Origin of the sequence: Mesorhizobium sp. M2E.F.Ca.ET.219.01.1.1, assembly GCF_004016445.2 — a bacterium.
GTDB lineage: Bacteria > Pseudomonadota > Alphaproteobacteria > Rhizobiales > Rhizobiaceae > Mesorhizobium.
Genome location: NZ_SADT02000001.1, coordinates 1,997,309 through 2,010,732 on the forward strand (window position 1 = coordinate 1,997,309; position 13,424 = coordinate 2,010,732).

12 protein-coding genes are annotated in these 13,424 nt (G+C 64.6%); 7 read left to right on the plus strand and 5 right to left on the minus strand.

All coding sequences use genetic code 11. From position 1 onward, the window contains the following. Nucleotides 1–60 precede the first annotated feature (60 nt). Nucleotides 61–963 carry a LysR substrate-binding domain-containing protein gene (locus tag EN862_RS09465; RefSeq protein WP_127863818.1) on the minus strand — a complete coding sequence of 301 codons (903 nt, stop codon included), beginning with the start codon at nt 961–963 and terminating at the stop codon, nt 61–63. Nucleotides 964–1,220: 257 nt separating this feature from the next. Between EN862_RS09465 and EN862_RS09470 the strand changes: the two genes are divergently transcribed. The 7 genes from EN862_RS09470 to EN862_RS09500 are packed head-to-tail and all read left to right on the plus strand — an operon-like array spanning nt 1,221 to nt 9,321. Then, entirely contained in the window at nt 1,221–2,735 is a 1,515-nt protein-coding gene (locus EN862_RS09470) for a leucyl aminopeptidase (RefSeq protein WP_127863819.1), read from the plus strand. Between the two features lie 38 nt (nt 2,736–2,773). Beyond that, nucleotides 2,774–3,679: a proline iminopeptidase-family hydrolase gene (locus EN862_RS09475; protein ID WP_127863820.1), complete on the plus strand. Its 906-nt coding sequence runs from the start codon at nt 2,774–2,776 to the stop codon at nt 3,677–3,679. Nucleotides 3,680–3,697: 18 nt separating this feature from the next. Next, nucleotides 3,698–5,359 (plus strand): ABC transporter substrate-binding protein, encoded by a 1,662-nt coding sequence (locus EN862_RS09480; RefSeq protein WP_127863821.1) that lies wholly within the window; start codon nt 3,698–3,700, stop codon nt 5,357–5,359. A 20-nt stretch (nt 5,360–5,379) separates the two neighbouring features. Then, nucleotides 5,380–6,396, plus strand: a complete 1,017-nt coding sequence (locus EN862_RS09485; RefSeq protein WP_127863822.1) for an ABC transporter permease — start codon at nt 5,380–5,382, stop codon at nt 6,394–6,396. Further along, entirely contained in the window at nt 6,396–7,367 is a 972-nt protein-coding gene (locus EN862_RS09490; RefSeq protein ID WP_127863823.1) for an ABC transporter permease, read from the plus strand. The genes EN862_RS09485 and EN862_RS09490 overlap by 1 nt, the downstream gene beginning before the upstream one ends. Next, nucleotides 7,364–8,323 (plus strand): ABC transporter ATP-binding protein, encoded by a 960-nt coding sequence (locus EN862_RS09495; RefSeq protein WP_127863824.1) that lies wholly within the window; start codon nt 7,364–7,366, stop codon nt 8,321–8,323. Before EN862_RS09490 ends, EN862_RS09495 begins: the two co-directional genes overlap by 4 nt. Nucleotides 8,324–8,331: 8 nt before the next feature. Next, nucleotides 8,332–9,321: a dipeptide ABC transporter ATP-binding protein gene (locus tag EN862_RS09500; RefSeq protein WP_127864038.1), complete on the plus strand. Its 990-nt coding sequence runs from the start codon at nt 8,332–8,334 to the stop codon at nt 9,319–9,321. A gap of 40 nt (nt 9,322–9,361) precedes the next feature. Here the strand turns inward: EN862_RS09500 and EN862_RS09505 are convergent, their stop codons facing one another. From EN862_RS09505 to EN862_RS09520, 4 genes are all read right to left on the minus strand, one after another. Continuing rightward, a complete protein-coding gene (locus tag EN862_RS09505) occupies nt 9,362–9,916 on the minus strand; it encodes a hypothetical protein (RefSeq protein WP_095818606.1) in 555 nt (184 codons plus the stop codon). Between the two features lie 210 nt (nt 9,917–10,126). After that, on the minus strand, nt 10,127–11,206 hold the full coding sequence (locus tag EN862_RS09510; RefSeq protein WP_127863825.1) for a TIGR01620 family protein: 1,080 nt from the start codon (nt 11,204–11,206) through the stop codon (nt 10,127–10,129). Beyond that, on the minus strand, nt 11,203–12,675 hold the full coding sequence (locus EN862_RS09515; RefSeq protein WP_127863826.1) for a YcjX family protein: 1,473 nt from the start codon (nt 12,673–12,675) through the stop codon (nt 11,203–11,205). The genes EN862_RS09510 and EN862_RS09515 overlap by 4 nt, the downstream gene beginning before the upstream one ends. 62 nt (nt 12,676–12,737) lie before the next feature. Beyond that, nucleotides 12,738–13,241 (minus strand): histidine phosphatase family protein, encoded by a 504-nt coding sequence (locus EN862_RS09520; RefSeq protein ID WP_127863827.1) that lies wholly within the window; start codon nt 13,239–13,241, stop codon nt 12,738–12,740. Nucleotides 13,242–13,424 lie beyond the last annotated feature (183 nt).

Here is a 13,424-nt window from a genome sequence, read left to right on the forward strand (position 1 = left end):
CGGTGGCCAGGCGGCCGCCGCCTTCTTGTTTGCGCTCCGCTTCGAGCTTCCAGAGACGTTTCAGGCTATCGCCATTGCCCGTTTGTGGTCGGCGACCTCCGACAGCAGCCAGTCCTGGAAAAGGCCGGTGGCCGGCTTGTTGCCGATGCTGCGGCGCTGATGCAGGTAAATGCCGGCGGGATAGGTGTGGCGGGCGCTGAACGGGGCGACGAGCCTGCCTTGCTGCAGAAGATCCTGCGCCATCATGGTGTCGGCCAAGGCGATCCCGGCGCCGTTTATCACCTCGCGCATGATCAAGGTACAGTCATCGAGCGTCGTGCTGGATTTCGGCGTGGTGTCGAGGACGCCTTCCTGCTCCAGCCAGCGCCGCCAGCGCATGCTCTCGCATTCGTGGATCAGGTGATGATTGACCAGATCGGCGGGTGTTCTGAGCGGCACCGGCCCTTCCAGCAGCGACGGCGCGCAGACCGGGGTCAGGACCAGTGGGATCAGCAGCGTCAGGGCCGGGCCGGCCTTGTAGACGAACTCGTCGACAATGGCCAAATCGAAGTTGGCGCGCTTGCCCGATGTCGAGATCTCCAGGTCCACGGACGGGTGCAGCTTGCGGAAATTCGGCAGCCGGTCGGCCAGCCAGAGATTCAGGACCGCCGGCACGCAGAGCACTCTGACGCGCTGAGTCCTGCCATGCCCCGGCCCGTCAACAAAGCTGACATCGCCGGTGGCCCGCCAGATGGCCTCGAATGCCTCGGAGAGGCTGCGCGCATAATATGAGCCCCTGATGGTCGGCGTTATCTGACGAAAGCCGCGCACGAACAGATCCTGGCCAAGGTTTCTTTCCAGCGCGCGGATGTGGCGGCTGACGGCGGAGGGCGTCAAATGCAGCTCTTCCGCGGCATCCTTGATGCTGCCGAGACGCGCGGCGGCCTCGAAAGCGCGCATGCCGTTGAGTGAAGGCAGGGCCATTGCCCAATCATGAATTGTCAGTTGAGTTTTTGTCAATCGACTTGGGCAAAATTGGCGTTTGATCGCCTGGCGGTTTCGGGGATACCCAAATGGCAAGAGCGACTAAGTCGCCGTCAGAAAACAATTATCCGGGTACTCCGATACCATTTCCCCAGCGGTGCAAACCGGCCTCACCGGTTTCACCGTTGCCAGGAGAGGCTTTGCGATAACGCAGCCGACTTGGCAGGAGCCGCCCCGCAAATGGGAGAACGAGCTTTATGCCTCAGTCGCCGGTGCCGGTCTTCGAAGCGGCGGACGAGATTTCCGCGGAAACCGCGGTCGTCGTGATCCTGCAGCCCGCTCAAAACGGTTTTGGCCTCCGGGCAGCGGCGCTCGATGCCGAGATGGACGGGATCTTGTCCCGCGCCTGCTCCGATCGCGCCGCTCTCGAGGAGTCCGGCGCCTGCGTCGACGTTATTGCCCCCAAGGCAGTATCGGCCCGGCGCGTGGTGGTGTTGGCTTTGGGCAGAGCCGAGACCGTAACCACGCTTTCCCTGGCACGGGCCGGCGGTCTGCTTGCAGCGCATCTGGAAAGCAAGGGCGAATGCACGGCCACTCTGGTGTTGGACCCAATCGCCGGTGTGGACCTGCCCGCGGCGGAAATCCTGGCGCGGGTCGCGCTCGGCATGCGGCTGCGGCGCTATCGTTTCGACATGCGCAACCGGCGGCAAGGAGCCGGGGCTGACCGGACGCTGAGGGTGCAATTGACCGGCGCGGCTGGTCCGGAGCTGGAGGCTGCGCTGGCGCGGGTCAACGCCATCGCCGACGGCGTCGAATATGCGCGCACGCTGGTCAACCTGCCGCCGAACCATCTCCACCCCGACAGTTTCCACGACCATCTGGAGCCGCTGCGCGAGGCCGGCATCGATATCGAGATACTCGATGCGGCGCGGCTGAAGGAACTCGGCATGAATGCGATCCTGGCCGTCGGCTCCGGTTCGGCGCGGCCACCGCGCGTCGCGGTCCTGCGCTATCGCGGCAAGGGTGCCCCCGCGCAGCCGCTGGCTTTCGTCGGCAAGGGTGTCTGCTTCGATTCCGGCGGCCTATGCATCAAGCGGGGCGAGCAGATGTTCGACATGAAGGCCGACATGAGCGGTGCGGCCGCCGTGGTCGGCCTGTTGATCGCGCTCGCCCGGCAAGGCAGCCCGGTGCACGCCGTCGGCGTGCTCGGCATCGCCGAGAACATGCCGTCCGGCACCGCGCTCAAGCCGCGCGATATCATCACCACGGCGTCGGGACAGACGGTCGAAGTGTTCGACACGGATGCGGAAGGCCGGCTCATCCTGGCCGACTGCCTCTATTACGCCGCCTCGCGCTTCAACCCGTCGGTGATCGTCGACCTGGCGACGCTGACCTATTCGGTGATGCGCGGCCTCGGCTCGGTGTTCGCCGGTCTTTTCAGCACCGACGACACCATCGCCTCGCGGATGATCGCGGCCGGGGAAAAGGTCGGCGAGCGGTTCTGGCAGTTGCCGCTCGACCGGGCCTATGACCAAGGGCTGCAATCGCCCTTCGCCGATATCCGCCACCACGCCAAGGACATGGAAGACGGCGACGCGCCTTATGCCGCGGCCTTCCTGCGCAATTTCACCGAAGACCGTCCCTGGGTGCATCTCGATATTGCCGGCAAGGAACTGGCCGACAAGGACCGGCCGCTGGGCCGGGAGGGCGCCACGGCCTTCGGCGTGCAGATGCTGGAAGAATGGGTGCAGTCCGGCCTGGCGGCGAACTAGGCGGCAGCGAGATGTCTTCAACCAAGCAGGAAACCGGGATGTCGTCCGAGATCGTCAGCAAGGAAGGCCGGGCCGGCTTCGGCGCCTATGAGACCTGGTATCGGATCAGCGGCGAGCTCGATGCCGCCAAGGCGCCCGTCGTGATCCTGCATGGCGGGCCGGGTGCCGCGCACAACTACGTCGACGCCTACAAGCTTCTCGCCTTAGGCGGCCGTGCGGTCGTCCATTACGATCAGTTGGGCTGCGGCAACTCCACCTTGCTGCCGCAGAAGGGCGCCGATTTCTGGACGCCCGGTCTCTTCATCGACGAATTGGAAAACCTCGTCGACCATCTTGGGATCCGCGGCGGCTTCCATGTGCTCGGGCAGAGCTGGGGTGGCATGTTGGGCGCCGAATATGGTGTCACCCGGCCGAAAGGCTTGAAGTCGCTGACCATCGCCAACTCTCCGGCTTCCATGAAGCTTTGGGTCGAGGAAGCCAACCGGCTGCGCGCCGATCTGCCCAGGGACGTGCAGGAGACGCTGACGAAGCACGAACAGGCCGGCACGACGGACGATCCGGCCTACCAGGAAGCGACGATGCGGTTCTATGAGCGGCATGTCTGCCGGGTGCTGCCATTCCCGCCCGAGGTGACCGAGACCTTCGCCCAGATAATTCGCAACCCGACCGTCTATAATGTGATGAACGGCCCGAACGAATTCCACGTGATCGGCACGCTGAAGAGCTGGAGCGTCATCGACCGCCTGCCGGCCATCGAGGTTCCCACACTCCTCATCTCCGGCCGCTACGACGAAGCCACGCCCGCGACCGTGCAGCCATTCAAGGACGGCATCAAGGGATCGCGCTGGCGGATATTCGAGCATTCCAGCCACATGCCGCATGTCGAGGAGCAAGAGGCGTGCATCAGACTGGTGGGAGGCTTCCTGGACGACAACGACAACTGAGAAAAGGGGAATGACGACATGAAGAAAGTTCTTTTGGCGGCTTCGGCCGCGGCTTTGCTGGCCGGCTTGTGGCTGGCTCCGGCGCAGGCTGAATATCTCAAGGAGCACCGAGGCGGCACCATCCGCCTGCTCGCCCGCTCGGCTGCCGGAACGCTCGATCCGCACATCAACTACACCGACCAGGGCTGGCAGATGTACCAGCCGATCTATGACGGCCTGGTCACCTTCCGTAAGGCCGAGGGCGTCGACGGTTTTTCCGTCATTCCCGATCTGGCTGAGGCGCCGCCCACGGTCAGCAATGACGGCAAGTCCTACACCTTCAAGCTGCGCAAGGGCATCAAGTTCTCCAACGGCCAGGATCTCGGCGTGAACGACGTCGTCGCCTCCTTCCAGCGCATTTTCAAGATCTCCGGGCCGACGTCGGGCACATTCTATGCCGGCATCGTCGGCGCCGATAAATGCCTGGCTGACGCCAAGACCTGCACGCTGGAAGGCGGCGTCGTCGCCGACAAGGTGGCCGGCACCATCACCCTCAATCTCACCAAACCAGACGCCGAGATCCTCTACAAGCTGGCCCTCCCGCATGCCGTGATCCTGCCGGCGGATACGCCGGCCGAGGATATGGGCTCCAAGCCGATCCCCAGCACCGGTCCCTACATGATCTCGGCCTTCGACCCCAACAAGGGCATGACGGTCTCCCGCAATCCTAATTTCAAGCAGTGGAGCGAGGAAGCCCAGCCGGACGGTTACCCGGATGTCGTACAATATGATTTCGGCCTGTCGGAAGAGGCGGCCGTGACCGCGATCCAGAACGGCGAAGCGGACTGGATGTTCGACGCGCTGCCCAGCGATCGTCTCGGCGAACTTGGCAGCAAATCGATGGACCAGTTGCACATCTCACCGCTTTCGGCATGGTGGTACGCGCCGCTCAACACCCGCATGGCTCCGTTCGACAATGAAAAGGCCCGCCAGGCCGTCGCCTATGCGGTCGACCGCAACACGCTGGTCAAGCTGTTCGGCGGCAAGGTGCTGGCTTCGCCGGTCTGCCAGGTCCTGCCGCCGGACTTCCCCGGACATGAGGACTATTGCCCCTTCACCAAGAACCCTGGCGCCAAATGGTCGGCCCCGGATGTCGACAAGGCCAAGCAGCTCGTCGAGGAATCGGGCACCAAGGGCCAGAAGGTGACCATCATCGTCGAGGATACCGAGATCTCGCGGTCGATCGGCGTCTATCTGCAGAGCGTGCTGACCAACATCGGCTATGTCGCCGACGTCAAGCCGATCTCGCCCAACCTGCAGTTCACCTACATCCAGAACACCAACAACAAAGTGCAGATGTCCGTCAGCCAGTGGTACAAGGATTACCCGGCGGCGTCGGACTTCCTGAACATCCTGTTCAGCTGCGCCTCCTATCGCGAAGGCTCGGACGCCTCGATCAACATCTCCGGCTTCTGCGACAAGGATATCGATGCCCAGATGCAGAAGGCGCTGGACCTCGGCGTGACCGACCAGAGGGCGGCCGACAAGCTGTGGGCCGCGATCGACAAGCAGGTCACCGACAAGGCGCCGGCGGTCGGCCTCTTCACGCCAAAGCGGCTCGATTTCGTCAGCAAGCGCATCGGCAATTTCAAGTTCAACCCGCAGTTCAACTGGATTATCACCCAGTCTTGGGTGCAGTAACGAACCGCGGAAGGCACATCGTGTCCAGCCAAGTCGCCGCCATGCCGCGCAAGACGCGAGGGCCCTGGGCCGTCGCGTTTGCGAAGCTGGCAACGGACAGGGCCGCCATGGCGTCCCTGGCCGTGTTCCTCATCATCGTTCTCGCCTGTTTCAGCGCGCCGCTCTACGCGAAATGGGCTGGCACGGACCCGTTCGCCTCGACGCTCGACGCCGTCATCCAGATTGACGGCGCCGACGTTCCGGTGATGGAACAGTCGACCGAGGGGCTGGGGCTTGGCTACACGCCGATCGGCCCAACCTGGCGGCTCGGCAATTACTTCCTCGGCGCCGACAGCCAGGGCCGCGACGTCATGGCAAGGCTGCTCTATGGCGGGCTGGACTCGCTGCTGATCGCCGGCGCTGCCACCATCTTCACGCTGATCTTCGGCACGCTGGCGGGGCTGATCGCCGGCTATTTCGGCGGCATCACCGACACGGTGCTGTCGCGCTTCCTCGACGTGCTCTGGGCATTTCCGATCTATCTGTTGGCAATCTCGCTTTCCATCGTCACCATCGCGCAAGGGATCGCGATCGGACCGATCGAGATCCAATCGGGCAGCCTATGGCTGCCGATCATCATCATAGGCATTGTCTATATACCTTATGTCGCGCGCCCCATTCGCGGGCAGGTCCTGGCGCTGCGGCATAGCGAGTTCGTGCTTGCCGCGATCAATCTGGGCGTGCCGGGCTGGCGCATCCTGTGGCGCGACATCCTGCCCAACATCACCACGACGCTCATCGTCTTTGTGCCGCTGATGATGGCGCTGAACATGCTGACGGAATCGGCGCTTTCGTTCCTGTCGATCGGCGTGCAGCCGCCGGCGGCGAGCTGGGGCACCATCATCCAGGACGGCCAGGCGCTGCTCTACACGCGGCCGCTGGTGGCACTGGTGCCCGGCCTGGCGATCGCCGTTTCCGTCATGGCGCTCAACGTCTTCGGCGATGGTCTGCGCGACGCGCTCGATCCGCGTTCCAAGGTCCGGCTGGGGCGCGACTGATGTTTTATGCGATCCTTCGCCGTTTCGGTCAGATGCTGTTCGTGATGTTCGGCATCTCGGTCATCGTCTTCCTGATTTTCTTCGCCACGCCCGGCGCCGATCCCGCCGCGCGCATCGCCGGCCGCAATGCCTCGCCGGAGGTGCTGGCGGCGGTGCGCCACAGCTTCGGCTTCGACCAGCCGCTCTACGTGCAATACACTCGGATGATGGAGAAGATCTTCGTTACCGGCGATCTGACCTCCTTCGTCAATCGCGGCTGGAAGGTCGTGCCGGCCGTCTTGGATTCGATCCCCGTCACGTTGTCGCTGGTGTTCGGCGCGGCGATCCTGTGGGTGGTCGTGTCCATCATCATCGGCATCGCCGCCGCGGCCACCCGCGACAGCTGGCTGGACAAGCTGCTGATGGCGCTGGGCCTGCTCGGCATTTCCATGCCGGTTTACTGGCTGGGCGAGGTGATGAACCTGATCACCCAGAGCCGTTACCACGACAGCTGGGCGTTCTCCTGGGTGCCGCCGCTCGGCTACAAGAACTTTTCCGACGATCCCAAGGGCTGGTTCCTGACGCTGGTCATCCCATGGATCACGCTGGCCATCCTCTATATCGGCATTTACGGGCGCGTCTTGCGCGCGGCCATCATCGAATCCATGCAGGAAGACTACATCCGCACCGCCCGCGCCAAGGGCCTGTCGGAGACCCGCATCCTGTTCCGCCACGCGCTGCGCACCTCTTTGATCGCCTTCGTCACGCTGTTCGGCCTTGACTTCGGCGCGCTGGTGGGCGGTTCGGCTCTGCTGACCGAAGTCGTGTTCGGCCTGCACGGCATCGGCAAGCTCACCTATGATGCGCTGCAGAACCTCGACCTGCCGATGATCATGGCGACGGTGATGTATGCCTCCATGTTCGTGGTGATTGCTAACGCGGTCGTCGATTTCGTCTATATCCTCCTCGATCCGCGCCTGAGGGCATCATGATCCTGTCTGTGCGCGATCTCAGAGTATCCTTCCGCACCCATGACGGGCCGGTGCGCGCCATCGACGGCGTTTCCTTCGACCTCGAGGAAAGCGAGATCCTTGGCGTCGTCGGCGAATCCGGCTCCGGCAAGACGGTGTCGCTGCTCGCCGTCATGGGGCTCATCACCGACCCGAACGCCACCATCGAAGGCTCGATCCGCTATAAGGGCCGCGAGCTGGTGGGGCTGCCGCCGCGCGAGCTTCGGCGCCTGCGCGGCAACGAGATCGCGATGATCTTCCAGGATCCCATGACGGCGCTGACGCCGGTCTACACGATCGGCTGGCAGATCGCCGAACAGATCCGGGCGCATCGCGGCGTCAGCAAAGCCAAGGCGATGGCGCGTGTCGAAGAGCTGCTGGCGGAGGTGAACTTCCCCAATCCGCGCGAGGCGATGTCGCGCTATCCGCACCAGCTTTCCGGCGGTATGCGGCAGCGGGCGGTGATCGCAATGGCCCTGTCCTGCGATCCGGCGCTGCTGGTTGCGGACGAGCCGACGACCGCGCTCGACGTCACCGTGCAGGCCGGCATTCTCGACCTCGTGCGCAAATTGCGCGCGACGCATAAATCGGCTGTGGTCTTCATCACGCATGACATGGGCGTGGTCTCCGAGCTCGCCGATCGCGTCATGGTCATGTATGCAGGCCGGGTTGTCGAGCGCGGCACGCGCACGGAACTGTTTTCCGACCCTCGACACCCCTATACGCGCGCGCTGCTCGGCTCGATTCCGCCGTTGACCGGCCAGAAACCCCGGCGCCTGCCGGCCATCCCCGGCTCGCCGCCGTCCTTGCTGCGGCTGCCGCAAGGCTGCGCCTTCGGTCCGCGCTGTCCGGTCCGCTACGAGCCTTGCGAGGCCGATAAGCCCGGTCTCGGCAAAGGCGCCCACGCGGCAGCATGCTTTCGGGTGGCACAGGCATGAGCGAAGCAATGATGGACGCCGACCGACCGATCCTCGAGACGCGCTCTCTGGCCAAGCGCTTTTCGATCGGCACCCGGTTTTCCGCCGAGGGCAGGCGGACGGTCCACGCCGTGGACAACGTCTCGCTGACCGTGCGGCGCGGCGAGACGGTTGGCCTGGTCGGCGAATCCGGATGCGGCAAGTCCACCCTGGCGCGCTGCCTGGTGCGGCTCTACGACATCACCGACGGCATGCTTCTGTTCGAGGGCGACGACATCACCTCGAAGTCGCTGTCCGAGCTCAGGCCGCTGCGCCGGCGCCTGCAGATGGTCTTCCAGGATCCCTCAGCCTCGCTCAATCCGCGGCGGCGCGTCGGCGATCTTGTCGCCGAGCCTCTGCGCATCCACGGCAAGCTTTCGGCCAAGGAGATCACGGCGCGCGTGGCGGAGCTGTTCGAGCTGGTCGGACTGCTGCCGGACCATGTGATGCGCTATCCACACGAATTCTCGGGCGGTCAGCGTCAGCGTGTCGGCATCGCGCGGGCGATCGCGTTGAACCCCGACCTCGTCGTGCTGGACGAACCGGTCTCGGCGCTCGACGTGTCGGTGCAGGCCCAGATCGTCAACCTGCTCGCCGACCTGCAGGAGAAGCTGAAGCTCACCTACATCTTCATCGCCCACGATCTCTCCGTGGTTCGCCAGGTCTCGACCCGCATCGCGGTCATGTATCTCGGCTCGATCGTCGAGGAGGGGCCTGCGGAAGAGGTGTTTGCGACGCCGGCCCATCCTTACAGCCAGGCGCTGATCTCGGCGGTTCCGGTCGTCGAGACGACGCCTACGGGCGTGCGCAAGCGCATCATCCTCACGGGCGATGTGCCGAGCCCGCTAAAACCTCCATCCGGATGCCGTTTCCACCCGCGATGCCCGATCGCGGCTGAACGCTGCCGTTCTGAGCGGCCGGAGCTTCAGGAACATCGTCCGGGCCGCAAAGTCGCCTGCCACTTCCCGACTTTGACCTGAATCGCCTTCTTTGCGGGTGGCGGGCGGCCGCCGGAGGAGATCAGTTCTTGGCGATGGCGCCGACTTCGACCGAGTCGACCCGCTTCAGGCTCATGCCGATCACCGGCACCAGCTGTTTGTCGACACGCACGGCCACCGTCACGGTCATCGAATTGTCGTCGGGCACGCGGGCCTGCATGACGCCGTTCAGCTGGTTGCGGTTGATGGTGAAGACGACCTTCTGGGCGTCGACGACGTTGCCGCCGACAATGTCCATGCCGTTGCCGGTCGAGCCGCCCATGAAGGCGCCCCTGTAGCCGTCGCGACCCTTGCGCTCAACGGTCGCGGACATCTTCTGCGTGAAGACGCCGACCCGGCAGTTGCCGTCCAACGTCATGCCGACCTTGCCGTCAGGCGTCGAGCCGTTGAAATCGCAGGTGAATTTGGTGCCCTTGTACTTGCCGGCAATGATCTCGCCAGGGCCGACCCATCGGCCTTCGACGGAGCGGAAGAACTGCTTGTCCGGTTCTGCGCCAAAAGCCTTTTCGACCAATCCGAGCGGCGCGGCAATAGCAACGGTCGCAGGCAGCACGCAGGACAGGATTACGCTTCTCATGGACGACACCCGGCACGACAGAGTCTATTCTTGGGACCTGATCGACCATGGCGAAGATTGGTTAATGCTTCGTCACTGGAGCATGATGCCGAAAAGTGTGAAGCGGTTTTCGGACGACATCATGCTCCATTTCTTTGATTTAGAGCCGAATGATTTCAGGTCGCTTCGACCTGAAATCATTCGGCTCCGGTGGCGGTTTTCGCGTTTACCCTATTGCTCCGCCTGACCGTCTTTTTTGGCCGCGAAGGACGTCAGCGCCGAAAGGAAATCCCCGAGGCCCGGGCGCTTCACGGCGATGAACGGCAAGGGGCGGGCGGTTTCCATCGCCGCGATGCCGATGCGCGCCGTCATCATGCCGTTGACGACCCCTTCGCCGAGCTTTGCCGAGAGTTTCGCGGCAAGCCCATGGCCGACGATCTGCTGCACGAAACTGTCGCCGACCGCAATCGAGCCCGTGACAGCCAGATGCGCGAGCACGCCGCGCGCCAGCCGGAAGAAGCCGAGCGTTCCTGGACGGCCGCCATAGAGTTCCGAAAGCCGCCGGATCAGGCGGCCCGCCTCGAACACCACATAGGCGATGTCGACCAGCGCGCGGGGGCTGACGGCCGTGATGAGGGAGACGCGCTTTGCGGCCTCCAGAATCATGACCTTGGCGCGGGCATCGAGGGGCGACAGGATCTCGGTCTCGGCGAGCCGCACCAGATTGGCGCCGTCGATGATCTCGCCGCGCAATTCGGCAAGCGAACGGCGACCGGCTGCGGTCTCGGGTTTTGCGGCAACGAAGGCCGAAAGCTCGTCGACCAAAGCGCGCGCCGCCTTGGGATCGTCGCGCGCCACGGCGTCCAGACCCCGCTTCTGCATCTTTTCGACTTCGGCAAGGCGGGCAATGGCAAGGAATTCGCGGATCAGGATGACGAGCAGCGACAGCAACGCGATGGCCGCCATGCCGGCCGCCAGCCAGCCCAGCCATTCGGCGCGCGCGAACAAGTCGCGGATCAGCTGGTCGGCCCACAGGCCGACCGCCAGCGAGACGAGCGCCCCGACCGCGCCGAAGAACAGCCGCGCCAGCAGCGAGCGCTTTCGCGGCGCTGTCGCCGGCGGCGGGGCCGCGGCCTCGATGTCCGGCTCGTCGAAAACGTCGACCTCCGAAGGGATCACGACCGCCACATCGGCCCTCGCGGCACGTGGCCTGCGCGCGGGCTGCTCTTCGGCGACGCGATTTCGCGGTGGTTGCGGCGCCTCGGCCTCGGGCTCGATGCGGAAGGCCGCCGGTTTGCGGGGCGCGGTCATGCCAGATGATCTCCGATCAGGAACTGCAGCGCGCGGTCGAGCCGGATATGCGGCAAGGACAGCGTGACGCCCTCAGCGGTGCGCTCGAGCTTCGGCGGACGGAAACGCACGAAGCGGATCGCCGGTTCGGCGCCGTCGGGCGATGATCCGGAACTGTCGAACACCGCATCGACCTTTTCCGGCAAATCGCCCGGGAATATGGCGGTTTCGGCCTTTCCGTCGAATGTCTCGCCGTTGATCGTCTCGCCCTTCAGCGGCGTGCCGATGATGACCGGCAGCGTCTCGCGGCCTTGCTTCACCGTGCCTTCGCGGGTCGAGCGAACCGCGGCCATGGCAACGACATCGACCGCGGCGCCGCTGAAATTAGCGCGCGCGACGGCGCGGTCGGTCAGCCGGCGCACGATCGCCTGCAGCCGGTCGTGGCTTTCGTGGTGCAGATGGTCCGCCTTGGTCGCGGCGACCAGGATGCGGTCGATACGGCGGGAGAAGAAGTCGGTGAGGAAATTGCCGCGTCCGGGCCGGAAGCAGGACAGGATCTCGGTGACGGCGCGTTCCAGATCCGCCATGGCGGCCGGGCCGGCATTGAGCGCCTGCATGGCGTCGATCAGCACGATCTGCCGGTCTAGACGGGTAATGTGCTCGCGAAAGAACGGCTTGACGACATGCGTCTTATAGGCCTCGTAGCGGCGCTCCATCATCGCCTGCAGCGATCCGGAGCGCGGCCGGCCTTGCGCGAGCGTCATCAGCGGCGCGAAGGTCAGCGCCGGCGAGCCTTCGAGGTCGCCCGGCATCAGGAAGCGGCCGGGCGGCAGCGTCGACAGGGCGCGTTCGTCAAGCTTGCAGGCCTTGAGATAGGCGGCGAAGTTTTCGGCCAGGCGCCGCGCCGTCATCTCGTCCGCGTCGGCATCGGGATTGACAGTGGAAGCCAGCTCGCGCCAGTCCTGCGACAGGTCGGAGCGGACGGGCAGGGCGGCCAGCTCGACCGCTTCGCGCGAAAAATCGGCGAAGGATTTGCCGAGCAGCGGCAGGTCGAGCAGCCATTCGCCGGGATAATCGACGATGTCGACGGACAGTTTCCCGGCTGAAAACAACCGATTCCAGCCGGAAGCCGACTCGTACTCGATGGTGAGCCGCAGCTCGGAGATGGCGCGGGTCGAGTCCGGCCAGACGCGGTCGTTCACCAAAGCCGCGACATGATCCTCGTACTGGAAACGCGGAACGGCATCGTCCGGCTGCTCCTCGAGGAAGGCGCGGGCGATGCGGCCGGATTTCTGCGCTTCGAAGAGCGGCAGGCGTCCGCCATGAATGAGGTTATGGACGAGGGCGGAGATGAACACCGTCTTGCCGGCGCGGGAAAGGCCGGTAACGCCAAGACGCAATGACGGGGAGAAGAGCCCGGCGGCGCGGCCCGACAGCGTGTCGAGCGCAATCCTCGCCTCGTCGGTGAAATTGGTCAGCGATGATGCCAAATCAGCCTCTGATTGCGCGTCCGCGCCCGATATAGGCGCTGGGCCGGGCGTTTGAAATGGCCTCAGAGGTCGGCAGGCGTGAGAAAGGCTTCGAGGTAGCCGTTGCCCTGCGCCGCTTCGGCAAGATTGCCGGGAAAGCGCACCACGGCGAGGCCGGAGGTTGGAAAACCGTGCTTCATCATGCCGCGCGCTGCCTCGTCGCCGTCGCCCGACACTGCCATGGCCAGATCCTCGGTCATCGGATTGTGGCCGATCACCAGAAGCTGGTCGGCGCCGGCATTCTTGCGGATGATGTCGAGATAGCCGGCCGCATCCTCGCTGTAGAGCGTGTCGAAGAACAGCACCCGGCCGGTGTCGGTGCGCCCCGCCAGGCCTTCCAGCGTCTGCCGTGCCCGTTTGGCATTGGAGCAAAGCGTGACGTCCGGCACGTAGTTGCGGGCCCGCATGGCCTCTCCCATCGCCTCGGCGTCGGCCATGCCCGATTCGTCGAGCGGGCGGTCGAAATCGCGCACGCCGGGCAGCGCCCAGCCGGCTTTGGCATGCCGCAACAGATAAAGTCTGCTCAACCGGACCCCCATGGCGCTGCCTTCCTGGCAAAGCGCGATTAGTCACCAGAACCACGTCATGCACAATGGCCGGCGCGAGCAACTGCAACGAATCATGTGCGAACTCGTTTTATGCCGTTGAAACAACGTCGTTGCCGGAGCTGCCGATGCGAGACTAACAATTGCGTGAAACTGTCGCCGATA

What these genes read in the sequence shown, in the direction of transcription:
- EN862_RS09510 (WP_127863825.1), bottom strand. Translation starts at nt 11,206, where the DNA reads ATGACCGCGCCCCGCAAACCGGCGGCCTTCCGCATCGAGCCCGAGGCC.
- EN862_RS09465 (WP_127863818.1), bottom strand. Translation starts at nt 963, where the DNA reads ATGGCCCTGCCTTCACTCAACGGCATGCGCGCTTTCGAGGCCGCCGCG.
- EN862_RS09470 (WP_127863819.1), top strand. Translation starts at nt 1,221, where the DNA reads ATGCCTCAGTCGCCGGTGCCGGTCTTCGAAGCGGCGGACGAGATTTCC.
- EN862_RS09500 (WP_127864038.1), top strand. Translation starts at nt 8,332, where the DNA reads ATGATGGACGCCGACCGACCGATCCTCGAGACGCGCTCTCTGGCCAAG.
- EN862_RS09495 (WP_127863824.1), top strand. Translation starts at nt 7,364, where the DNA reads ATGATCCTGTCTGTGCGCGATCTCAGAGTATCCTTCCGCACCCATGAC.
- EN862_RS09480 (WP_127863821.1), top strand. Translation starts at nt 3,698, where the DNA reads ATGAAGAAAGTTCTTTTGGCGGCTTCGGCCGCGGCTTTGCTGGCCGGC.
- EN862_RS09490 (WP_127863823.1), top strand. Translation starts at nt 6,396, where the DNA reads ATGTTTTATGCGATCCTTCGCCGTTTCGGTCAGATGCTGTTCGTGATG.
- EN862_RS09475 (WP_127863820.1), top strand. Translation starts at nt 2,774, where the DNA reads ATGTCGTCCGAGATCGTCAGCAAGGAAGGCCGGGCCGGCTTCGGCGCC.
- EN862_RS09505 (WP_095818606.1), bottom strand. Translation starts at nt 9,916, where the DNA reads ATGAGAAGCGTAATCCTGTCCTGCGTGCTGCCTGCGACCGTTGCTATT.